This window comes from Arsukibacterium ikkense (assembly GCF_000987775.1).
Classification (GTDB): domain Bacteria; phylum Pseudomonadota; class Gammaproteobacteria; order Enterobacterales; family Alteromonadaceae; genus Alishewanella; species Alishewanella ikkense.
Map to the genome: position 1 here is coordinate 20,601 of NZ_LAHO01000008.1, position 21,831 is coordinate 42,431.

General features: G+C 49.7%; 21 protein-coding genes. 16 read left to right on the forward strand and 5 right to left on the reverse strand.

What is annotated here, in order from left to right; translation table 11 throughout:
- The first annotated feature begins 103 nt into the window (after window positions 1-103).
- Window positions 104-1,690 (forward strand): glutamate--cysteine ligase, encoded by a 1,587-nt coding sequence (gene gshA / locus WG68_RS09215; protein WP_046557403.1) that lies wholly within the window; start codon window positions 104-106, stop codon window positions 1,688-1,690.
- Between the two features lie 108 nt (window positions 1,691-1,798).
- A complete protein-coding gene (locus tag WG68_RS09220; RefSeq protein WP_046557404.1) occupies window positions 1,799-2,437 on the forward strand; it encodes a transglycosylase SLT domain-containing protein in 639 nt (212 codons plus the stop codon).
- Window positions 2,438-2,469: 32 nt separating this feature from the next.
- Here WG68_RS09220 and WG68_RS09225 read toward each other — a convergent pair whose 3' ends face one another.
- Window positions 2,470-3,759, reverse strand: coding sequence for an HlyC/CorC family transporter (locus WG68_RS09225; protein WP_046557405.1), 1,290 nt, complete (start codon window positions 3,757-3,759; stop codon window positions 2,470-2,472).
- 81 nt (window positions 3,760-3,840) lie between these two features.
- A complete protein-coding gene (locus tag WG68_RS09230) occupies window positions 3,841-4,647 on the reverse strand; it encodes a cytochrome C assembly family protein (protein ID WP_052749035.1) in 807 nt (268 codons plus the stop codon).
- A gap of 168 nt (window positions 4,648-4,815) precedes the next feature.
- Here WG68_RS09230 and ffh point away from each other — a divergent pair, with 168 nt between their 5' ends.
- From ffh to tyrA, 8 genes are all read left to right on the forward strand, one after another.
- On the forward strand, window positions 4,816-6,183 hold the full coding sequence (gene ffh, locus WG68_RS09235; RefSeq protein WP_046557407.1) for a signal recognition particle protein: 1,368 nt from the start codon (window positions 4,816-4,818) through the stop codon (window positions 6,181-6,183).
- A 136-nt stretch (window positions 6,184-6,319) separates the two neighbouring features.
- On the forward strand, window positions 6,320-6,571 hold the full coding sequence (gene rpsP / locus WG68_RS09240) for a 30S ribosomal protein S16 (protein ID WP_046554096.1): 252 nt from the start codon (window positions 6,320-6,322) through the stop codon (window positions 6,569-6,571).
- A 27-nt stretch (window positions 6,572-6,598) separates the two neighbouring features.
- Window positions 6,599-7,126 carry a ribosome maturation factor RimM gene (rimM, locus tag WG68_RS09245; RefSeq protein WP_046557408.1) on the forward strand — a complete coding sequence of 176 codons (528 nt, stop codon included), beginning with the start codon at window positions 6,599-6,601 and terminating at the stop codon, window positions 7,124-7,126.
- Window positions 7,126-7,902, forward strand: coding sequence for a tRNA (guanosine(37)-N1)-methyltransferase TrmD (trmD, locus tag WG68_RS09250; protein WP_046557409.1), 777 nt, complete (start codon window positions 7,126-7,128; stop codon window positions 7,900-7,902). Before rimM ends, trmD begins: the two co-directional genes overlap by 1 nt.
- 22 nt (window positions 7,903-7,924) lie before the next feature.
- The gene (rplS, locus tag WG68_RS09255) at window positions 7,925-8,284 is read left to right on the forward strand and encodes a 50S ribosomal protein L19 (protein ID WP_046557410.1); all 360 of its coding nucleotides are present in this window, start codon (window positions 7,925-7,927) and stop codon (window positions 8,282-8,284) included.
- Between the two features lie 38 nt (window positions 8,285-8,322).
- Complete coding sequence (locus WG68_RS09260) at window positions 8,323-8,964, forward strand: DNA-J related domain-containing protein (protein ID WP_083981849.1); 642 nt, start codon at window positions 8,323-8,325, stop codon at window positions 8,962-8,964.
- A 238-nt stretch (window positions 8,965-9,202) separates the two neighbouring features.
- A complete protein-coding gene (locus tag WG68_RS09265; protein ID WP_046557411.1) occupies window positions 9,203-10,261 on the forward strand; it encodes a 3-deoxy-7-phosphoheptulonate synthase in 1,059 nt (352 codons plus the stop codon).
- A 1-nt stretch (window position 10,262) separates the two neighbouring features.
- Window positions 10,263-11,399, forward strand: coding sequence for a bifunctional chorismate mutase/prephenate dehydrogenase (tyrA, locus tag WG68_RS09270; protein ID WP_046557412.1), 1,137 nt, complete (start codon window positions 10,263-10,265; stop codon window positions 11,397-11,399).
- A gap of 32 nt (window positions 11,400-11,431) precedes the next feature.
- On the opposite strand, the gene WG68_RS09275 is transcribed toward tyrA, so the two are convergent.
- Complete coding sequence (locus WG68_RS09275; RefSeq protein WP_046557413.1) at window positions 11,432-12,325, reverse strand: LOG family protein; 894 nt, start codon at window positions 12,323-12,325, stop codon at window positions 11,432-11,434.
- A 112-nt stretch (window positions 12,326-12,437) separates the two neighbouring features.
- Here WG68_RS09275 and WG68_RS09280 point away from each other — a divergent pair, with 112 nt between their 5' ends.
- The 5 genes from WG68_RS09280 (at window position 12,438) to WG68_RS09300 (ending at window position 17,338) form a co-directional block, all read left to right on the forward strand.
- A complete protein-coding gene (locus WG68_RS09280) occupies window positions 12,438-14,078 on the forward strand; it encodes a Na/Pi cotransporter family protein (protein ID WP_046557414.1) in 1,641 nt (546 codons plus the stop codon).
- Window positions 14,068-15,468: an MBL fold metallo-hydrolase RNA specificity domain-containing protein gene (locus WG68_RS09285; RefSeq protein WP_046557415.1), complete on the forward strand. Its 1,401-nt coding sequence runs from the start codon at window positions 14,068-14,070 to the stop codon at window positions 15,466-15,468. Before WG68_RS09280 ends, WG68_RS09285 begins: the two co-directional genes overlap by 11 nt.
- Window positions 15,469-15,541: 73 nt before the next feature.
- Window positions 15,542-16,522 (forward strand): tetratricopeptide repeat protein, encoded by a 981-nt coding sequence (locus WG68_RS09290; RefSeq protein WP_046557416.1) that lies wholly within the window; start codon window positions 15,542-15,544, stop codon window positions 16,520-16,522.
- 60 nt (window positions 16,523-16,582) lie between these two features.
- Complete coding sequence (gloA2, locus tag WG68_RS09295) at window positions 16,583-16,975, forward strand: SMU1112c/YaeR family gloxylase I-like metalloprotein (protein WP_046557417.1); 393 nt, start codon at window positions 16,583-16,585, stop codon at window positions 16,973-16,975.
- Between the two features lie 33 nt (window positions 16,976-17,008).
- Window positions 17,009-17,338: a hypothetical protein gene (locus WG68_RS09300; RefSeq protein WP_046557418.1), complete on the forward strand. Its 330-nt coding sequence runs from the start codon at window positions 17,009-17,011 to the stop codon at window positions 17,336-17,338.
- 68 nt (window positions 17,339-17,406) lie between these two features.
- On the opposite strand, the gene WG68_RS09305 is transcribed toward WG68_RS09300, so the two are convergent.
- Both WG68_RS09305 and WG68_RS09310 read right to left on the reverse strand, forming a co-directional pair.
- Window positions 17,407-18,561 carry a chorismate mutase gene (locus tag WG68_RS09305; protein ID WP_046557419.1) on the reverse strand — a complete coding sequence of 385 codons (1,155 nt, stop codon included), beginning with the start codon at window positions 18,559-18,561 and terminating at the stop codon, window positions 17,407-17,409.
- A 205-nt stretch (window positions 18,562-18,766) separates the two neighbouring features.
- Window positions 18,767-21,112, reverse strand: a complete 2,346-nt coding sequence (locus WG68_RS09310; protein WP_046557420.1) for a penicillin acylase family protein — start codon at window positions 21,110-21,112, stop codon at window positions 18,767-18,769.
- A gap of 54 nt (window positions 21,113-21,166) precedes the next feature.
- Between WG68_RS09310 and WG68_RS09315 the strand changes: the two genes are divergently transcribed.
- Window positions 21,167-21,817, forward strand: a complete 651-nt coding sequence (locus WG68_RS09315) for a cytochrome b/b6 domain-containing protein (RefSeq protein WP_046557421.1) — start codon at window positions 21,167-21,169, stop codon at window positions 21,815-21,817.
- The last annotated feature ends 14 nt before the right edge of the window (window positions 21,818-21,831 follow it).

Sequence of the window (21,831 nt, forward strand, 5' to 3'; positions counted from 1 at the left end):
AGATTGTTGATTTCATTTCTGCACGGTAAATTAGTGGTAGGGCTTGAGATTTTCAGGTTGCCACCCCATGTTGGATGGCACAATTTAATAGTAAGGATCCTACTTGGCTGATATCCTGCAACAACGCCTGCATGCGCTGGCGATCGATCCACACAAAGATGCTGTAGTAGGGATAAAACGCGGTATTGAGCGTGAAACTTTGCGGATTAATGCCGATGGTACTTTGGCGTTAACACCACATCCAGGAGCTTTAGGTTCAGCGCTTACTCATCCTTGGATCACAACCGATTTCTCCGAGTCGCTGCTGGAGTTCATTACGCCAGCCAGCGACAGTATTGACACAACTCTGGCCCAGTTGGCTGATATTCACCGTTACACCGCAAAGCAACTTGGTGCTGAGTGGTTATGGCCTGCCAGCATGCCATGTTTTATTGAGCAGGATACGGTTATTCCTCTGGCGCAGTATGGCAGCTCAAATATTGGCCGGATGAAAACGCTGTATCGCAAGGGGCTGCATAATCGCTATGGCAGTATGATGCAGGCAATAAGTGGTGTGCACTATAACTTTTCATTGCCGCAGAGTTTCTGGCAGTTGTATCAGCGTCAACTGGGGGATCAGCACAGCCTGCAGGATTTTATCTCAGAGCAGTATCTGGCGCTTATTCGCAACTACAAACGCTATGCCTGGCTTATTGTTTATTTATTTGGTGCCTCGCCAGCGATGTGTCAGTCTTTTTTAGCTGGCCGCAGCTCGCGTTACTCATTTCAGCAACTTGGCAAAGGTTCGTTATATTTGCCCTATGCCACCTCGCTGCGGATGAGTGATTTAGGCTACACCAACAGTGCTCAGTCCAGTTTAAGTATTACTTATAATAACTTGCCGGAATATATTGCCGGTTTACATAGTGCAGTTAGCCAGCCGTCGGCTGAGTATCAGAATATTGGTGTTAAGCATGGTGGTGAATACCAGCAGCTCAATGGCAATGTGTTGCAAATCGAAAATGAATTTTACTCGACCATCAGGCCAAAACGCACTACCGAGTCGGGTGAACGGCCTACCTGTGCATTAGCCAAGCGCGGCGTGGAATATATTGAAGTACGGGCGCTGGATGTAAATCCATTTAGCAGTATTGGTATTACCGCCGAGCAAATGCGCCTGCTGGACATATTTTTGCTGTACTGCTTGTTGCAGGAAAGCCCGCCGCTATCAGATGAACAGCAAACGGTGACTGAACAAAATTTACGTAAAGTGGTTACAGATGGCCGGCGCCAGAACCTGGAACTGTTACAGGATGGCAATAGCAGGCTGATGTTGGATTGGGCCGAGCAAATTTTTGCTGAAATGATGCCAATAGCTAAATGGCTGGACGAGGCTTATCAGGGCAGTGCCTATCAGGCGGCCTTAAAGCAGTACTATCTGTGCTTGCTAGACCCGGCGCAAACGCTTTCAGGCCAGTTGCTTAATCAACTGTTAGCTACCCAGCAGGACAATGGTCAATTTATGCTGGCCAAAGCAGAGCAGTACCGGGCACAGTTAATTAGTGAAGATTATCAGTTTTATAATGCTGCAGACTTTAGCCAGGCCGCAGCCACGTCAGTACAACAGCAGCAGCAAATTGAGGCTGCAGATAACATGAGTTTTGACCAGTATATTGCTGAATATTTTGCGGAAGTCCCTGCCTGTAACTAGCAAGAGGTGGAACTAAAAAAAGCGGCTACCTGAAGGTAGCCGTAAATGGAGAATCCAGGTAAAACAAAAACTTGGTTTGCGTCCATGCATACTGTTAGAATCAGGCTGATGAATAAAGTTCAAATTAAACAAAAACACTGCAAAACGCTTACTGCATTAGTGCTGGCAGCTGTACTAAGCGGTTGTAGCACCCCGCCGCCGCAAAACACCTCTGACTTATGCGAAATATTCCGGGAAAACCGCTCATGGTATAAAGCGGCTACTGCGGCCAGTGATAAGTGGGGCATGCCCATTGCTTTGCCAATGAGTATTATGTATCAGGAAAGTAGCTTTAAGCATAACGCCAGGCCGCCAATGCGCTGGTTTTTGGGCGTTATTCCTTATGGCCGTGGCAGTTCTGCTTATGGTTACTCTCAGGCAAAAACCGTCACCTGGGACGAATATGTTAAAGAAACCAATCGCTTCTGGGCCAGCCGTAACAATTTTGCCGATGCTATCGATTTTATGGGCTGGTATATCGACAAGACCCATCGTCTGAATAAAGTATCAAAGTGGGATGGCTATCATCAGTACCTGAATTATCATGAGGGCTGGGGGGGGTACCGGCGTGGTAGTTATAACAAAAAAGCCTGGCTGCTTGGCGTGGCGCGGCGGGTTGATGATCGCGCCAAAATCTACGGCGCCCAGCTGCAGAAATGTGAGAAAGAATTGCAGCGAGGCTGGTTGCGGCGCTTATTATTTGGTTAGTAAAACCGCAAACCAAAAAAAACAGCCCATTGTTAGCGGGCTGGTTTTTTTAACACTGCTTTCTTAGGGCTCACCAGCAGGCGCACGCTTTTAATCATATTGTCCTGTACATCAACAATCTCAAACGGGTAACCTGCCAGCTTAATACTTAGCCGTCCTTGCGGAATTTCTTCCAGATACTCCAGAATTAAACCGTTCAAGGTTTTCGGGCCATCAGTTGGCAGCGTCATCTTCATTTCCCGGTTTAAATCCCGTAAATTGATACTGCCATCGATTAAAAAAGTACCGTCTGGCTGAGCAACAATATCGTCATTACTATCTTCAGCAATGTCAGTGGTAAATTCACCCACCACTTCTTCTAAGATATCTGCCAGTGTTACCAGGCCCTGAATATCACCGTATTCATCAACCACCAAACCGATCCGGTCTTTGGCATGTTGAAATTTTAACAGTTGCACATTCAGTGGTGTGCCTTCCGGAATAAAGTAAATTTCGCTGGTTGACCGCAGCAGTGACGCTTTGGTTAGCTGATCTTTTAACAGTAAACGCATCAGTTCGCGCGGATGAGCAAAACCAATTGCATCGTCAATATTATCGCGGTACAGCAAAATGCGGCTGTATTGAAAGTTAGCCAGCTGCCGTTCAATGTCTTTCCATTCATCGTTAATATCGATGCCAATAATTTCGTTGCGCGGGGTCATGATATCTTCGACGGTCGCATTTTCCAGATCCAGTACGCCCACCAGCATATTCTGGTGCTGCTCAGGGATCAGAGCGCCGGCTTCATGCACCACAGTGCGCAGCTCTTCAGCACTTAAACTATTGCCCTGATGTTTTTCAGGGCTAATCCCCATCAGTGCCAGCAGCCCATTGGTTATCCAGTTAATTAACCATACCAGCGGGTAAAAAAGTTTAAGTAACGGAGATAATAAAGCAGAGCTGGGAAAGGCAATTCGTTCCGGGTGCAAGGCTGCCAGGGTTTTTGGGGTAACTTCAGCAAATATCAGGATCACCAGGGTAAGAATAATAGTGGCAATAGCGATACCTAAATCACCGTACAAACGCAACCCAATAATGGTAGCAATAGCAGAGGCGGCAATATTAACCAGGTTGTTGCCAATCAGGATTAAACCGATTAAGCGATCCGGGCGCTTTAACAGCTTGCTAACCCGAATAGCGCCCTTATTATTTTGATTAGCAAGGTGCTTTAAACGGTAGGGATTAACAGACATCATGCCTGTCTCAGAGCCGGAAAAATAGGCCGATATAAACAGTAGCACGCCTAATACTATAAACAGCGTACTGGTCGATATGTCGTCCAAGAGCTAAATACCTTTATTGCCAAACATCAATTTGCATCTTAACAGCAGTTTAGCGCCGGGCGCTATTAAAAACAGTGAAATTCAGCTTAGGCGGTCAATTATTACTTCTTTGACAAAGCGGCTGCCAAAATAGGCTAAGGTTAACAGCGTTGTGCCGATAACGGTTAACGTAATCGCGGTGCGGCCGCGCCAGCCTTTGCGGGCATGGCCCCAGCACAGGCTGACAAAAACAATAAATGCCAGGGCACTTAACACAGTTTTGTGTAAGTTAGCTTTGCCCAGCCAGTTATCAATAAATACCGCGCCAATCAGCAGGGCGGCGCCTAACAATACAGTGCCGGCCATTAATAACCTGAATTGAATGGCTTCGGCCTGCATTAATGGCGGCAGATGCTGAGTTACGGCAGTGAAATCTTTTTGCTTTAATTTTGAGCTGATATAACTTACCTGAAATGAATATAAGGTTGCCATGGTCAGCACCACGTAGGCCAGAAATGCCAGGGTGATATGCACCAGCAAACTGATGTTGTGCTCAAAGTGCAGCAGCTGTAAGTCCTGAGGTACCAGCAAAGTGGCAATCTGCATTAACGCAGCAAAGCCATAAACTACCGGCAGCAGCAATATGGTGGGGGTGCGAAGTGCAGTAACTGTTACGGCTACGGTTACCAGCCAGCACACCAGGGAGCTGACGTTAATTAAACTGAAGTTCTGGCCAGCCGGGGTAAACAGAGTTTGAGTCAGTGCCAGCATATGTAATACCAAACCAATGATACCGGCACTGAACATTAACTTAAAATGCGGTCCTTTTGGGTGAAATAGCCGCACCAATACCGCGCCTGTAGCCAGCAAATAGGCCGCCAATGCGAAAAAAGGAAGCAGTCCGCTCATCGTTAACAATCCTGTTATTCAGTTAGTTGTATTGTATGGTAACTCATTAGTTATGCCCAGTAATTATGCCGGGCAGTTAGTGCTGGCAACTTTAGCACGTGATAAGCGGCTGACGTAACACTCTGGCTGCGTTATAATCGGCGCAATAGTTGAATACGGGTAATAAAAATGTTTGAGAACCTGTCGGATCGGTTAAGCAGAACCTTAAAAAATATCAGTGGCCGTGGCCGGTTGACTGAAGACAATATTAAAGAAACCCTGCGCGAAGTCAGGATGGCCTTGCTGGAGGCTGATGTCGCGTTGCCGGTAGTACGTGACTTTGTGGCTAATGTAAAAGAACGCTCTGTAGGGTTAGAAGTCAGTAAAAGCCTTACTCCGGGTCAGGAGTTTCTGAAAATTGTCCGCAAAGCGTTAGAAGAGGCGATGGGTGAGGCCAACGAAGAGCTGGCGCTCAACACCCAGCCACCGGCAGTTGTGCTGATGGCCGGCTTGCAGGGAGCGGGTAAAACCACCTCGGTGGCTAAACTGGCCAAATTTTTAAAAGAGCGCAAAAAGAAAAAAGTACTGGTGGTCTCTGCCGATATTTACCGGCCTGCGGCGATTAAGCAGTTGGAGACGCTGGCAGCCGACATCGGCGTGGAGTTTTTCCCCAGCGATTTAAGCCAGCAGCCGGTGGCCATTGTTAATGCTGCAATTGCCCACGCCCGCACCCGGATGTTCGATGTGCTGCTGGTGGATACAGCCGGCCGCTTGCACGTTGACAGCGAAATGATGGATGAAATCAAAGCGCTGCATGCTGCCGTTAACCCTATTGAAACCCTGTTCGTGGTCGATGCTATGACCGGCCAGGATGCCGCCAATACCGCTAAAGCCTTTAACGAAGCGCTACCATTAACCGGGGTTATTTTAACCAAGGCAGATGGTGACGCCCGTGGCGGTGCTGCTTTATCTATTCGCCATATTACCGGTAAGCCGATTAAATTTATTGGTACCGGTGAAAAAACCGATGCGCTGGAGCCCTTTCACCCCGACCGGATTGCCTCACGTATTTTAGGCATGGGCGATGTATTGAGCTTAATCGAAGATCTGGAACAGAAAGTCGATAAAGACAAAGCCGCGAAAATGGCTCAGAAAATGATGAAAGGCAAAGGCTTTTCATTGGAAGATTTTCGGGATCAGTTGGTGCAGATGCGTGGCATGGGCGGCATGACGTCATTAATGGACAAGCTGCCAGGCATGAAAAACCTGCCAGCCGGCGCGGCCAGCCAGCTGGATGAGAAGCAGTTTGTGCGGATGGAAGCTATTATTAATTCGATGACCCCGAAAGAGCGCAATTATCCGGACCTTATCAAAGGCTCGCGCAAAAAGCGGATTGCGGCGGGGTCAGGCTGCCAGGTGCAGGATATCAACAAATTGCTGAAACAATTTATGCAGATGCAAAAAATGATGAAGCAGATGTCTGGCAAAGGTGGCTTAATGAAAATGATGCGCGGCATGGGCGGTAAACTACCACCGGGTATGTTACCCCCGCGCTAAACATGGCAACGGAGTCGCTGCAAAGCCTGAAATGCCTTGCATTTGCAGCAAAAATCCGTACAATGCAGCAGCCCTTCAGTCTGACTGGGGGCTTTATTATTTTTTAAAACCTGAACGATTATTTTTAGAGGACGGTATGGTAACTATTCGTTTACAACGTGGTGGCGCGAAAAAGCGTCCATTTTACCAAGTTGTGGTAGCGGACAGCCGTTTTGCTCGTGACGGCCGCTTTATTGAGCGCGTGGGTTTCTTTAACCCAATCGCTGGCGGTACTGAAGAGAAACTGCGTCTGGACCTGGAGCGTGTTGATCACTGGGTAGCACAAGGTGCTGCATTAAGTGACCGCGTTGCAAACCTGGTAAAAACCGCTAAGAAAGCAACTGCTTAATTAGCAACTTGGTGTGGAGTAGTAACCTTGAGTGACAAAGACTTAGTTGTCCTTGGTAAATTAGGTGCCGTTTACGGCATTAATGGTTGGCTTAAGGTCGTTGCTTACACCGATATCCCGGAAGGGATTTTTGACTACACACCCTGGCAGATTAAATTGCAGGGTAACTGGCTACCGGTGCAGGTTTCAAGCTGGAAGCGCCATAGTAATGGCCTGATAGCGAAACTGGACGGCATCAATGACCGTGATTTAGCCCAGCGTTATGTTAACGCTGAAATAGCGGTAACTGAGCAGACGCTGCCTTCGTTAGAAGATGGTGATTATTACTGGAAGGACCTGATGGGCCTGGCAGTAATAAACGAAGCAGGTTATCACTTAGGTGAAGTAGCGGACATGATGGAAACAGGCTCAAACGACGTTATTGTTGTTAAAGCTAACCGCACAGATGCATTTGGTAAAAAAGAGCGTTTGTTGCCGTTTTTAACCGATACAGTGGTAAAAAGCGTCAATCTGGCTGAAAAGCGAATTATTGTTGACTGGGACCCGGCGTTTTAATGCAGCAAAACTCTAAACTCTGGCTTGGCGTAGTAACGTTATTTCCAGAGATGTTTGATGCAATAACGCAATATGGGGTAACCGGCCGGGCAGTAAAGCAGGGCATTATGCAGTTACAGTGCTTTAATCCGCGGGATTTTACCACGGACAAGCATCGTACTGTGGATGATCGGCCTTACGGTGGTGGTCCGGGCATGTTAATGATGGTTCAGCCTCTGACCGAAGCAATTCGGGCGGCAAAACAAGCCGCAGGGGGCAAGGTTCACACCATTTACTTATCGCCGCAAGGCCGTAAGTTAGATCAACAAGGTGTGGCTGAGCTGGCCGCGCACGATAAGCTACTGTTAGTAGCTGGCCGTTACGAAGGCATTGATGAGCGCGTAATTGAAAGCGAAATTGACGAAGAATGGTCAGTGGGTGATTACGTGTTAAGTGGGGGCGAGTTGCCGGCGATGACACTGATCGATGCAGTATCTCGCTTAGTACCTGGTGTACTGGGGCACGACTTATCCGCAGCGCAGGATTCATTTTCTGACGGCTTGCTGGATTGTCCGCATTATACCCGGCCTGAGGTGTTAGCCAATAAACAGGTGCCGTCAGTTTTGCTGAGCGGTAACCACGAAGAAATCAGACGCTGGCGTTTGAAACAGGCCCTGGGAAGGACCTGGTTACGACGGCCAGATATATTAAAACCCCTGGCTCTGACTAAGGAGCAACGCAAATTACTGGCTGAGTTTCAACAGGAACACCAGGCGTTGCAGCAGCAAGATAGTTAATTCCAGGTAAAGTGAGATTGTTATGAGCAAAGTTAGCCAAAACATCATCAAAATGCTTGAAGATGAACAGTTAAAGCAAGATATTCCAGCGTTCGCGCCGGGTGACACTGTTGTGGTTCAGGTAAAAGTTACAGAAGGCGACAAAAGCCGTCTGCAGGCGTTTGAAGGCGTAGTTATCGCCAAGCGTAACCGCGGCCTGCATTCAGCCTTCACCGTCCGTAAAATCTCTAATGGCGAAGGTGTTGAGCGTGTATTCCAGACGCACAGCCCGCTGGTAGACAGCATCACCGTTAAACGTCGTGGTGCGGTTCGCCGTGCTAAGCTTTACTACTTACGCGATCGTTCAGGTAAATCAGCGCGTATCCGCGAAAAGCTTAACTAAGCAAACCTTAAGGGCCGGCATTTGCCGGCCTTTTTCTTATGTCGCATACCCAACCGCCACTTACCGAGCCAGTATTACAGCTGTTACAAAACCAGCTGGCTAGCCTGATCCTCTCTACTACCCCTACTACGGCAGATCAAAGCCTGACCGAGCAGTATTTAATGTCCCGTCTAGGGCTGAAACTTGCTACTGATACCGACCTAAGCCTTGACTTACAACGCTTTCAGCAACACTTCGTGCTGTACCATTTATTGTATCGACTGCAAACAGCATGGCTGGCCACAGGTGAAGGTTTTCTAAGTATTGGTCTGGCTAAAGTTACCTTACTTGAAACAGCCGTGCCTGCTAGTGATGAACTGGCAAAGCACAATGATAATCTCAGCCGACGTGAGTATTACGCTAACTGGCAAAACTTCTATGGCATGAGCGAGCAACTACTGGATGCCTACCTGCAGCAGTTCTGGCAGCATTACAACAAAGGTAACCTGACCGCCGAGCTAATATCTGCTGAGCAGGCACAGCAACTGCTCAAACTCAGCCCGGGTTTTACCCTGGCAGAATTAAAAAAAGCGTATCGCAGTCAGGCATTACTGTTACACCCGGATCGGGCCAATGGCGATGCTGAAAAATTCAGGCAAATTCAGCAGGCTTATCAACAGTTATTACAACAATACGCATAACCCAATCTTTTCGTACATATAAGTTTACGTTTAAAGTTCTGTCAAAAAATCCAGCTTATCTTGTATTTATTGGCCTGCAGCGGGTTGACGCTGTCGGGTAAGATCATTAGTATGCACAAATCGTATTTAATTAATTACGTGCTGTATATTTAAGTTTACATCAAAGCGTCAGACCAGTTATGTCGTCGTTTTTATCTATGCTTAAGCACCAGCACAGTCGCCTACCAATGGAGTTTGCATGAGTCAGATTGTTGATGATTTAAGAATAGTGGCAACCAAGCCATTAAGCCCCCCTGCCGTAATGAAAAAAGCCCTGCCATTATCAGAGCAAGGCGCTGACTTTGTCGCGCAGGCGCGCGCCGATATAGCTAATATAGTGCATGGTCGCGACAAGCGGCTGTTAGTGGTCACCGGCCCGTGCTCTATTCATGATCCACAGGCGGCAATTGAATACGCCACTAAGCTAAAGGCGTTGCAGCTGCAATACATCGACAGTTTGTATATTGTGATGCGGGTGTATTTCGAGAAGCCGCGTACCACTGTGGGTTGGAAAGGCTTTATTAATGATCCGCACCTGGACGATTCATTTGATCTGGAAACCGGTTTAACCTGGGGCCGCGAGCTGCTGCTAAAAATGGTGGAAATGGAACTGCCCACGGCGACTGAAGCGCTGGATCCGATCAGCCCGCAATATTTGTCAGATCTGATCAGCTGGGCTGCTATCGGTGCCCGTACTGTTGAGTCGCAAACTCATCGTGAAATGGCCAGTGGCTTATCGATGCCGGTTGGCTTTAAAAACGGCACCGATGGTAACTTAAATGTGGCGCTGAATGGTCTGCAGTCGGCCGCCAGTGGTCATAGCTTTATCGGCATTAACCAGCGGGGTGAAGTCAGCTTGATCCAAACAGCCGGTAACCCGGACGGCCATATTATTTTGCGTGGTGGCGTTAAACCTAACTATGATGCTGATAGCGTTAACGCAGCGCTGGCGCAGTTGGACAAGCTAAAGCTGCCACATGGTATTGTGGTTGATTGCAGCCATGGTAACTCTAATAAAGACCATAACCGCCAGCCTGCAGTAGCCGAAGCCGTGTTGTCGCAGCGCCTGGCTGGCACTGAGGCAATTATCGGCATTATGCTGGAAAGCCACCTGTTTGGTGGCCGGCAGGATCTGATTAATGGCAAGGCCGAGCATTATGGGGTATCGGTAACCGACGCCTGCATTGACTGGGATACCACTGTCCAGTTACTGGCCAGCCTTCATCAGCAAATGCAAGCTCTGGTGGCGGCCGCCTAGCATGGATAAACAACAGCAAGCGCAGCAACAGCTGGCACCACTGCGGGCACAAATAGATAGCATCGACAGCCAGCTTGTACAGTTGCTGGCAGCACGGGCCAGCGTAACGGCAGACGTTGGCAAGGTAAAGCAACAGTTTGCTTTGCCGGTTTATGTGCCCGAGCGTGAACAAACGCTGCTGAGTGCCAGGCGTGAGCAGGCACTGGAGCAACAAGTGTCGCCTGAACTGGTTGAGGATGTGCTGCGGCGGGTGATGCGCGAGTCTTATGCTACCCAGGAAAGCCACTTTGTCTGTTGCCGGCCTGGCGGTGGCAAGGTGGTCGTGGTGGGGGGGGCTGGTGCACTGGGCCAACGCTTTGTCAGTTTATTTCAGCGCTCTGGTTATCAGGTGGTGGTGCTGGAGCAAGCCGATTGGCCCAATGCTGATGAACTCTGTGCCGATGCTGCGCTGGTATTACTGGCGGTGCCTATTACCTTAACTGAGCAGTTAATTCACCAGTTGCCGGTATTGCCAGCTACCTGCGTGCTGGCCGATCTTACCAGTATTAAGCAGCAACCATTATCGGCCATGTTAGCAAAACACCCGGGCCCGGTGGTGGGGTTGCATCCGATGTTCGGGCCGGATATTACCAACCTGGTTAAGCAGGTAGTGGTGGTGTGTGATGGTCGTTTTAGCGGCCAGTACCAGTGGCTATTGCAGCAACTGAGCGTATGGGGCGCTGAGCTGGCAACTCAGACGGCCAGCGAACATGACAAAGCGATGCAGCTGATCCAGGCGATGCGCCATTTTTCATCGTTAGTGTACGGTAGCCATCTGGCGGAAGAGCAGGCTGATCTAGCGCAGTTGTTACAGCTTAGCTCACCGATATACCGGCTGGAGCTGGCGATGGTAGGGCGCTTATTTGCCCAAAACGCCGAGCTGTATGCCGATATTATGTTGTCATCTGCGGATGTTGCTGCATTGCTGGAGCGCTACCAGCAACGTTTTGGCGAGCTGTTACAGCTACTTAAAAACCAGGATAAAGCCGGTTTAATGGCCCAGTTTGGCAAAGGCCAACAGTTCTTTGGTGAACTTGCTGAGCAATTTTTACAAGAAAGTAAGCAGCTATTGCAAAAGGCGGCCGATAGCCGCAGTTAACCCTGCAGAAAAAAACGCTGAACAAGCTGAGTTTATTCTGGCTGGGTTTGCCCCAGCTGATAATAATCATAAATCAGCTGCCAGGCATGTTCTGGCGTGTCGGCATACTGAATAAGCTCTAAATCCTGCGGGCTGATTAAGCCTTCCTCGGCTAACATGTCAAAGTTAATCAGCTTTTGCCAGAAGGCTTTGTCGTACAGAATAACCGGTACCCGTTCGGCTTTTTTGGTTTGAATCAGGGTTAGGGTTTCAAACAACTCATCTAACGTACCAAAGCCACCAGGAAAAGCGACTAAGGCCCGGGCCCGCTGTAAAAAGTGCATTTTGCGAATAGCAAAATAGTGAAATTGAAAGCAGAAGTGTGGAGTAATGTACGGGTTAGGGTGCTGTTCTTTCGGTAGCACGATGTTTAAGCCTATGCTCTCGCCGCCGGCCGCCATGGCGCCGCGGTTAGCCGCTTCCATGATACCCGGGCCACCGCCGCTGATGATCATTAATGCACTGTGCTGATGTTTATTGCTATGCTCAGTAACCAGCTGCGAAAAATGCTGCGAGGCTAAATAATACTCACTGTTTTTATGGTCGCGCTGTGCTTGCCTGACCGCCAGTTGCAAAGGGGGATCGTCTGGCTGCGCGGCCAGTGCTTGCTCGGCTTGCTCCAGCTTTGCTGTTGCTTGCTCTGGCGCCAGAAAGCGCGCGCTGCCAAATACTACTATCGTTGCTTCGACACCATGCTGCTCCAGCACCAGCTGCGGTTTCAGGTATTCCAGTTGCAGCCTGACATGGCGTAACTCGTCTTGCATTAAAAAGCTGTTATCGGCAAAGGCGAGTTTGTAGGAGTCATGGTCTTGCAGTTTAGCAATGGCCTGTTGTGACTCTTGTGCCGAGCTAATGTGCCGTTGATAAAGGCTATGTGGGTCTGACATCTGTTTCCCCTGCAGCAAGTGGTTGCTGAATAAACTAAGATATTGTTTGATATAGACTAATATTAACATGCTCAAGATACGATATAAATTATGAAAATCAGAAGGAATAATAATGTGGTCTGATGTACTAATGGCCTTTGGTGCCCTGGGTTTAATTTTGCTGGGAATGGACTGGATGAGCCGCGGTCTTAAAACTGCTGCAGGCCCAAGTTTAATGCAGTTTTTACAACGCTGGACCGGCAAGCCGCTGCAGGGAGTGTTGTTTGGCGGTATCGCTACAGTAGCGGTGCAATCGTCCAGTGCCATTACTGTTACTACCATCGGCTTTGTCAATGCCGGTATTTTATCGTTGCAAAATGCGGCCTTTGTGATTTACGGCAGTAATGTCGGCACTTCGGTTACCGGCTGGTTTATTGCATTGGTTGGTTTGCAATTTAAAATTGATGCGCTGGCGCTGCCGATTATTGGTGCTGGTGCTTTGCTGCAGTTATTCAGTAAGTCGGTGCGACGTAAAGGTATTGGCGAGGGCTTAATTGGCTTCGGCATGCTGTTTTTAGGGTTGAGCTTTTTAAAGCAAAGTTTTGATGCGGCTTTTATCGATATTGAATTTGCAACGCTGAGTCAGCTTGGTTTTTGGGGAGTGTTGCTTGGTGTATTGCTGGGCACGTTACTCAGCACATTGATGCAGGCGTCTATAGCGGTAATTGCATTGGTGATTACCGCTGTGTCTGCCGGAGTATTGCCGTTGCCACTGGCCGCCGCTTTTGTGATTGGCGCTAACCTGGGCACTACCTCCACGGCGATTATGTCGACGCTGGCGGCTACTGCCAAAGCAAAACGGCTGGCAATGCTGCATGTTATTTTTAATGTACTGACCGGACTGGTAGCCTTACTGCTGTTGAGCCCGCTACTGTGGATAATATCGCTGCTGCAACACTGGTTGTTTGATGAGCCACAAGCTGCGGTTAGCCTGGCGCTGTTTCATACCCTGTTTAACGTGCTGGGCGTGTTATTAATGTGGCCCATTACCTCACGGCTGGTGTTGTACCTGAATGGCCGCTTTCGGCGCCAGCCCATCGGCCAGCTGCGAGCGCTGGATGCGTCCAGTCTGGCTATACCTGCTTTGGCGATTAAAACGCTGAGTATGGAAACCTTGCGGGTTGGTCAGTTACTGGCAGCACAGGCGCTGGCGATAAGTCACGGCAAGGGGACAGACAATGAGACACTGGATTCTATTCGTCAGCTGCAAACAGAACTGACGCACTATATGCTGCAGTTAAGTAAACAGCCGCTGGCTGATCAGGAAGCAAAAGCACTGAGTGAGCTGGTGCAAAACCAGCTAAGGTTAGAAATGACCTTGCAGCTACTGCCAGCGTTAAGCCGCCATCTGGCTGCAGATAGTCAGGGGTTACTGCCAGAACAACCACTATGGCAGCAGCTTATTGCCGCGCATTGGCCACAAGACGCCGCTTTAGTGCGAGGCTGTTACCGTGACGTGATGAAGCAGCGCCAGCAGTTGAAAAAACAGCTTTATCAGTTGGTATTAGCTGAACAGCTAACCAATGACTCAGGCGGCGACCAGCTGTTGCGCTTCGCTGAACTGCGCCGGTTTAATCAGCAACTCACCAAAGCCATGCTGGCGCTGGGGCATTTACAAAGCCAGTATCAGATGCCTGAGCCAGCAGCGGAACATACTGCTGATCCGGCTGACACAGATGAATTTAACCAAAAGGATAATGCAAATGCCAGTTAATGCTAATTTAACGTTTTTAGGGGCGGCCGGGCAGGTAACCGGTTCCTGCTATCTGATTGAGCATAATAAGCAGAAAATTCTGCTGGATTGCGGCATGACCCAGGGGGCAGATCAGGTGCGGGAATGGCATAAATTCCGTTTTGCCTTTAAACCGAAAGATATCGATTTGGTGATTTTATCCCACGCCCATATAGACCATAGTGGTTTGCTGCCACTGCTGGTTGCCAAGGGCTTTAAAGGTAAAATAATTTGTACGCCCGGTACCGCTGAGATATTGCCAGTACTGCTGAAAGATTCGGTGGGGCTGTATTTAAAAGATTTAGAATGGCAAAACAAAAAAGCGGCGCGCGCTGGCAAAAAGCAGCAGGAACCGGTGATGACAGTGGCGCATGCCGAGCGGGTCAGTGAATTGGTGCAGCCACTCGCTTATCATAAACGGCAGGTGCCACTGCCGGGGCTGGAACTGGAGTTTGCCGATGCCGGCCATATTTTGGGATCGGCCATTATCGAGTTGTGGATAAAGGGTAATCAGGCAATGCGCAAGTTGGTATTTTCCGGTGACTTAGGTAACCCGGCCACAGTACTAATGCATGATCCGGCGGAAATTGGCCAGGCCGATGTGGTGCTGCTGGAAAGTACTTATGGTAACCGTAATCACCAAAGCCTTGATAATACTATAGAAGAGTTTGCCAGTGCCCTGGAGCAGGCTTATAACGATGGCGGCAATGTGTTTATTCCTGCCTTTGCCCTTGGCCGCTCGCAAGAGGTGTTGTATTACCTGGCATTGTTGCACCGGCAGGGACGGTTAAAGCAGCGGGCAATATTTTTAGACAGCCCGATGGCTATTAGCATTACCAATATCTACAACGATTATTTGCATGCGCTTGATCAAGCCGATTTAGATAAAATTGGTGCCGGCCGCAGCTTGCAGCAGCTACTGCCGATGTTGAAGTTAACGCCAAAAGTTGAAGACTCTATGGCGATTAACCGGGTTACTCATGGCGCTATTATCATCGCCGGCAGCGGTATGTGTAATGGTGGCCGCATAGTGCATCACTTTAAACACAACCTGTGGAAAAACACTAACCATATTATTTTTGTTGGTTTTCAGGCCCGAGGCACCCTGGGGCGGCGGCTGGTTGATGGCGAAAAGCGGGTTAAAATGTTTGGTCAGGATATTGTGGTCAAAGCCCAGGTTCACACCATTGGCGGCTTTTCAGCCCATGCCGGTCAGAGTGAACTATTAGAATGGGCCAAAGCAATAGGTGGCCAACCGCAGTTCTATTTAGTGCATGGTGAACCCGAAGCTCAGCTGGTATTGCAGGAGTGCCTGCAACAGCTGGGCATTAATGCGCTGATCCCGGCAAAAGGCGATAGTATAAAGTTGTAATCGTAGCGACTTTGGCATTGGCAAATAACCTTAAGCAGTTACAATGTCAGCAAAAGGTCAACTAAGGACAGTTATGAAACTGATATTTATGGCAACGATACTGCTAAGTGTTGGGCTAAACGCCGAGCCTGCACAGCAAGCTGAGCTACAACAGCAGGTTGCGACCTTATGGCAACAGCAAGATTACGCTGCAGCCAAAGTTTTGTTGGCTGATAAGGTAAACCGCCGGACCAAAGATAGTTGGTTACTCGCGGCGCTGGGGCGCAGTGAGCTGGAGCTGGGGCAGACAACGGAAGCAGAAAAGTTACTGGCCAGAGCCATTAAAGCAGAGCCTGGTAACGCCAGATACCAGTTCTGGTTTGGCCGTGCCAGCTGTGACAGCGCGCAGCAGGCCGGCATGCTAAGTGCACTTGGCTACGCCCGGCGCTGCCGTAAAGCTTTTGAGCAGGCAGTTGAGTTGGCACCTGAGGAGGCAAGCTACCTTAAGGCGTTGGGTAAATACTATGCTCAGGCGCCAGGTGTTGCCGGCGGCGACAAACAGCAGGCGCTGATAATCGCAGGCAGGCTGGAGCAGCAAGACAGGTTGCAAGGCCAGCTGTTAAAACTGGAAGTACTGTTTAGTGCCGAAGATGTTGCTGCAGCGGAGCAGTTAGTGGCGGGCAGTGAGTTATTACAAAGCCGGCCAGAGCCCTACTTTATGCGCGGCATTCATTTGGCACAAAGCCGTGATTACCCGGCAGCAATGGCAGAGTTCAGCAAAGCCAGCGCGAAAACCGTGGCGGACGAAGACGGCAAGCGTAATCGCCTGCTGGCTTTGTATCAGCTTGGCCGGGCCAGTGTGCTGGCTAAATCGGACCCTCAGCAAGGTATTGATGCGCTAACAGAATTCCTGGCTGATGGCAGTATGACAAGTTTTAATGAGTGGGCGCAGTTGCGGTTAAGCCAGTTATATCTGGCACAGGAGCAGCGGCAGAAAGCGGAGGCTATTTTAAAGCCCTTACTGGCCCAAACTAATGATGACAACCTGAAAACGGAAATTAAGAAAATACTCTAACGCAATGGAAACGCAGCAATTGAGGTCAACTAACTGTTACTTGCTAAAGGAGCTGAACTAATGGCTGCAAAACTTGGCGGTATTCACCATGTCGCAATTATTTGCAGCGATTATCCGCGCAGTAAAGCGTTTTACAGCAAGCTGCTGGGGCTGCAAATCATCGCCGAGAATTACCGGCCGGCGCGTGACTCCTGGAAGCTGGATTTACAACTGGCCGATGGCAGTCGGCTAGAGTTGTTTAGTTTCCCACAAGCGCCTGCGCGGCCAAGTCAGCCAGAAGCGCAGGGGCTGCGCCATCTGGCATTTAAGGTGGCTAACCTGGCAGATTATGTAGCCTATTTAACTGCAAATGGCGTGAGTGTGGAGCCAGTACGAATAGATGAATACACCGGCAAAGCCTTTACCTTTTTTCAGGATCCCGATGGTTTGCCACTGGAGTTGTATCAGCACTAGGGCATATTGACGATTGTTCACACAGGAGAACTTATGGCTTTACAACTTATTCCACTGATTAAAGTGCTGGGGCCGTATCTCACTACTATCGCTACTACTGCTATCCCTGCTTTTACTTCAAAGCCTGCCGCTGCAAAGGCTGATCCGGTGCAAGCCCAGCAAATTAGTGAACTGCAAGATGCGGTTACCAAAAATGCTCAGTCACTGCATATTCTGGCGGAACAACTGCAAAAGGTGATTACCCTGGCTGAGCAAGCTTCGGTAACAGCCGAACGGCAAATTGCTCTTTATAAAGCACTGGTCGTCGGCAGTACGGTTATTTCAGTAGTCGCTGTAATAGTGGCTATCTACAGTCTTTTTTGATTTTTTGACTGTACAGCAATCCATATAGCTGAATGCCGGAGCAAGCTGCACCGGCTTATTAATTGTTGCTAACCAGCAATTACCTGCGTTGGCTCAATATCTTCGCTGGGGTAGCAGCCTAATACTTTGACAAACTTGGTAATATTATTTAGCTCCTCTAACGCGCGGGTCATGGCGTAGTCTGCCAGGTTGGCAAACACATCCACATAAAACATTTCTTCCCATGGGTTACCCGGTATCGGCCGCGACTCCAGTTTGGCCATGCTGATACCATGTTGCTTTAACACCAGCAGGGCTTCAACCAAAGCGCCGGGTTGCTGGCCGGTATACATAATAAAGGTCGTTTTAGCCGGGATGGCTTTGGCCACCACCACCGGCTTGCGGGCCACCACAATAAAGCGGCTGACATTGTCTTTCTGGTTGGCTAAGTCGCGGGCCAGTACTTCAAGGCCATACAGCTGGCCGCCTTCTTCCCCGCCAATAGCGATAATAGTCGGGTCTTGCAGTGCTTTTACTTTCGTAAAGGCGGCTGAGGAGCTGTCGCAATAGTCAATTTTCACATTTGACAGCCCCAGTAAATACTGGCTGCACTGCGCTATTACCTGCGGGTGGGCGCAAACCTGCCGCACCTTACTCAGCTCGGCACCTGCTATTCCCAGCAGGCAATGGGCGATAGGGTGGGTAAGCTCGCCAACAATGGATAAGCGGGTATGCTGCAGTAAGTCGAATACTTCGTTGATAGAGCCTGATGAGGTATTTTCAATCGGCAACAGCGCATAATCGGCATGGCCGGTTTCCACTGCCTGCACGATTTCGTTAAAACTGTCGCAACCCAGTTCAATAATCCGCTCGGCGCGGCGGGTAAAATACTTCTGGGTTGCCCAATAGCTGTAAGAGCCCTGGCCGCCAAGAAAGGCCACCCTTACGCTGGGGCCGTTAACGCCATTGAGCTGGCCCTGCACTTTAGCTTGTTGCTGCAGCACCGAGTCTTCAATAATGACATGATAAATGCGGGTAACATATTGGGCGTCTATCCCCAGTGCTTTGCCCTGGGTAATCAGCGACACCAGTAATTCCTGTTCACGTTGCTGATCGCGAATGGGCTTATTCTGGCTCAGCTTGGCGTCGGCTACAGCCAGCGCCAGCTCGCGTCGTTTCGCCAGCAATTGCAGTAATTGCTGATCAGTACTGCTGATTGCCTGGCGAATATCGTCTAGTTCCATGATCTTTCCCTTAAAAAACGACTGCTCGCAGCATCGTTATGCATAAAAAACTAAGCGCAAAAAAAAACCTCCCGACGGGGAGGTTTCTTGGCATTGGTGCACGCACGGCCAGTTACCTCCCCTAAGGGGTGGTAAAGCTAAAAAAACCGAGGGTGCGATTAAACATTTTCATACTCAGCACCATAATCCGTCTGGATGGCTAAAGTCAAGCGTCGGGTACTAATCTTAGCTGATATTTTTTCGGCCCTGGCAAAAACGGCAAGGCCACTTCGTTTAACCAGTATTGATGATCGGCCCGATAAAACGGCGATAACGGATGTCCAGACTGACCAGCAGGGATGGTCAGAATACCGTCTTGTTCCTGCCCCGGGGCTACCACCATGCGTTGTGACTGGCCAAAAGTGGGCAGTTGTACCCGTGGCATATGGCGATCACCAGCAAACTCACTGGCCGGCATATTTAACCAGCCGCCAAGCAACGGAATCGCGCTGCTAAGCGGATGGCGGATATTCGCCTGATTCTGTTTACCCCAATTGCTTTTTTGCAAGCTGCCATGTTGCTGTTCCAGTTGTTGTTTACTGGTTAGCACTGCCTGTATTAAAAACGCTGACCAGTCCTGATAAGGCTCTGGCAGGGTATCAGGGCGGCGGGCTGTGAGCATGGCCCAGGCCGGCGTTTCCAGAGAGTATTTCAGGTTGGCGCTGCGGCTACCGGCGTGTTCCAGCATGGCTGACAGCGGGGCAAATAATAACTCAATGGTTTGTTGGCGGAATTGCTGTACCAGGTTATAACCAATATCGTCGCTGGCTGCATAACGGCCACTTTGGCTTATTTGCAGCCGGTACTCTGTCAGCTGAAGAGTGCGGGTGAGTTCCGGGGTTAGAATATCCAGTAACAGCTGGCGCCAGCGGTCTAAAAACAAAGCACGATTATCCAGCTGGATCTGGTGTAGCGCTTGCTCATTCAACTGGCCAGCGCTAAGCAAGCCATTGCGTATTTGCTGGCCACGGGCACCTAAGTCGTAACCGCCATTGCCAAGTAACTGATAGGCTTCGCCGCCAACAGTGCGGGCATTGGCGGTCCATAAAACGCCGGCTTCAGGGTTAACAATGCGGGGATACTGCGCCGCACTTAAGTTAGCTGCCCAGTAATTGCTGCCATCGCTCCAGTCCTGGGCCGTATCCCAGTCGCTGAGTTGCCGCGCGGGTAATGGCCCCAGCGGGGTCCAGCCAATATTACCGTCTTTATCGGCCACCAACAGGTTCTGGGTAGGAATGCCGGTAATGGCGCCCAGCGCCAGCGCGGCTTCTGTGCTTCGGGTTTGCTCCAGTTGTAGCAGGTTAAAGTTTACTGCATTACTGTCGTACGCGACCCAGCGCAGGGCATAGCTATTATCGCCATAGTTAATAACCGGCCCCCACTGGGTTTCCTGCAATTGCAGCGGATAATCAGCAGCGCCTTTAATCTGAATGGTCTCGTAATGCAGTTGCAGGGGTTGCCAGCCCTGTGGGCTTAAATAGCGCTTGCCATCGTCAGATAGCTGCAGGCTAATCAAATCGTGCCAATCGGCGGTACTGTTAGTAAAACCCCAGGCAATATGGCCGTTGCTGCCAACCACTATGGCTGGCGCGCCAGCCAGACTTAATCCCGTTACCTGTTGCCAGTTGCTGCCATCACGCCAGTTAAGTTGTACCTTATACCAGGTACCAGGTGCCCGTATGGTTAAATGCATATCGTTAGCGACTATGGCATTGCCATGGCTGGTTAGCCGGCCCATTACTGCCATATTATTGCTACCAAGGTCGGCACTGTCTTTGGGGGTGCATTCAATACAGTCGCCGTTAGCACGTAATATTTGCGGATAGGGGCTGTCGGGTATGTTTACGGGGTCCACATGTGAGTTATCAATTGCTGCTTGCCACTCATTGCTGTGTTGCTGTAAAAACTGGTACCAGGGAGCGGGAATGGCGTCACGTAATACCGTCATGGCATATTCATCACGGCCCATTTTACCTTGTAGTTCCAGATACATATTATAAATAACCAGGATAGAGTCGCTTTCCTGCCAGGGCTCAGCTTTGGCGCTGAGTAAGTGATATTCAAAGGGGGCTGAACGCAATGATGCCAGACCGTCATTTACGCCACGGCTATAGGCACTGAGAATCTGTAAATCAATGGTGGAAAACGAGGCCAGGGTGGTTTCTGCGCGCTGGGCAAAGCGATGCCGGCGCCGTTCAATATCAGTGGTCAGGGCACGCTCACCAAACAGCTCTGCCAGGGTTCCTGCCGCGCTGCGTCTGGCCAGGTCCATCTGAAAAAAGCGCTCCTGGGCATGGGCAAACCCCATACCATAGGCTGCATCGTGCCGATCGGCGGCCGTTACACTAAGATAACCTAAGGCGTCGCGGTCAAGATTAACCGGGTTAGCAACGGCTGCCCGCAGTTCACCCTGATACTGCGGTAAACTTAGCTTCAGCCAGACATAGCCTGCTATGGCTGCGCCAAACAGGACTAAAACTGTGGTAAGCAGTAGCCATTTAATTCCTTTCATTACCCTGATCCGCTATCATAAAATCAAAAGGTTAGCATAGCAGGAGCAATCCAGATGGTGCAAAAAATAAAAGTATGGGATGGTGCAGTCAGGTTTTTTCACTGGGCAATGGTGCTGTTGGTCGCCGGCTTGTGGTTTAGCGGCAGTGAAGGTTACATTGCACTGCATCAGCTATTGGCGTATTGCCTTGCTGCATTATTAGTGTCGAGAATAGTCTGGGGGCTATGGGGTAGTGAAACAGCCAGATTCAGTCAGTTTGCGGCCAGTCCCAAAGCGGCGATAAAGTATCTTGGCAACGCCCGGCCAGTGGTAGGTCACAACCCCGCATCGTCTTATATGATTTTTACGTTACTCAGTTTGTTGTTGTTGCAGATTATCAGTGGCCTGGCTACTTTTGATAACAGCTATATGAATGATGGCCCACTGGTAGCCATGTTACCGGCCAGCTGGGTCGATCTGGCGTCCAGTATCCATAAATTTAATATTGATATTATTCTTATGTTGGTGGCGGTGCATATTGGCTTTGCGTTATGGCACAGCTGGCGCCACGATAATGTGATTAAAACCCTGATCACCGGCTGCATCCGTATCAGCGGCGGCAGCCAGCCTCAATTGCGAGCCAGTTGGAGCTTTTTTGTGATGCTGGCGGTGTTACTGCTGCTGTTATACTACTGGCAGGGGCGTAAATTGCTGGTGCTGCTGTAACAGCACCGGCCTGA

What these genes read in the sequence shown, in the direction of transcription:
- WG68_RS09220 (WP_046557404.1), top strand. Translation starts at nt 1,799, where the DNA reads ATGAATAAAGTTCAAATTAAACAAAAACACTGCAAAACGCTTACTGCA.
- WG68_RS09230 (WP_052749035.1), bottom strand. Translation starts at nt 4,647, where the DNA reads ATGAGCGGACTGCTTCCTTTTTTCGCATTGGCGGCCTATTTGCTGGCT.
- ffh (WP_046557407.1), top strand. Translation starts at nt 4,816, where the DNA reads ATGTTTGAGAACCTGTCGGATCGGTTAAGCAGAACCTTAAAAAATATC.
- rpsP (WP_046554096.1), top strand. Translation starts at nt 6,320, where the DNA reads ATGGTAACTATTCGTTTACAACGTGGTGGCGCGAAAAAGCGTCCATTT.
- trmD (WP_046557409.1), top strand. Translation starts at nt 7,126, where the DNA reads ATGCAGCAAAACTCTAAACTCTGGCTTGGCGTAGTAACGTTATTTCCA.
- rplS (WP_046557410.1), top strand. Translation starts at nt 7,925, where the DNA reads ATGAGCAAAGTTAGCCAAAACATCATCAAAATGCTTGAAGATGAACAG.
- WG68_RS09260 (WP_083981849.1), top strand. Translation starts at nt 8,323, where the DNA reads ATGTCGCATACCCAACCGCCACTTACCGAGCCAGTATTACAGCTGTTA.
- WG68_RS09265 (WP_046557411.1), top strand. Translation starts at nt 9,203, where the DNA reads ATGAGTCAGATTGTTGATGATTTAAGAATAGTGGCAACCAAGCCATTA.
- tyrA (WP_046557412.1), top strand. Translation starts at nt 10,263, where the DNA reads ATGGATAAACAACAGCAAGCGCAGCAACAGCTGGCACCACTGCGGGCA.
- WG68_RS09275 (WP_046557413.1), bottom strand. Translation starts at nt 12,325, where the DNA reads ATGTCAGACCCACATAGCCTTTATCAACGGCACATTAGCTCGGCACAA.
- WG68_RS09280 (WP_046557414.1), top strand. Translation starts at nt 12,438, where the DNA reads ATGTGGTCTGATGTACTAATGGCCTTTGGTGCCCTGGGTTTAATTTTG.
- WG68_RS09285 (WP_046557415.1), top strand. Translation starts at nt 14,068, where the DNA reads ATGCCAGTTAATGCTAATTTAACGTTTTTAGGGGCGGCCGGGCAGGTA.
- WG68_RS09290 (WP_046557416.1), top strand. Translation starts at nt 15,542, where the DNA reads ATGAAACTGATATTTATGGCAACGATACTGCTAAGTGTTGGGCTAAAC.
- gloA2 (WP_046557417.1), top strand. Translation starts at nt 16,583, where the DNA reads ATGGCTGCAAAACTTGGCGGTATTCACCATGTCGCAATTATTTGCAGC.
- WG68_RS09300 (WP_046557418.1), top strand. Translation starts at nt 17,009, where the DNA reads ATGGCTTTACAACTTATTCCACTGATTAAAGTGCTGGGGCCGTATCTC.
- WG68_RS09305 (WP_046557419.1), bottom strand. Translation starts at nt 18,561, where the DNA reads ATGGAACTAGACGATATTCGCCAGGCAATCAGCAGTACTGATCAGCAA.
- WG68_RS09310 (WP_046557420.1), bottom strand. Translation starts at nt 21,112, where the DNA reads ATGAAAGGAATTAAATGGCTACTGCTTACCACAGTTTTAGTCCTGTTT.
- WG68_RS09315 (WP_046557421.1), top strand. Translation starts at nt 21,167, where the DNA reads ATGGTGCAAAAAATAAAAGTATGGGATGGTGCAGTCAGGTTTTTTCAC.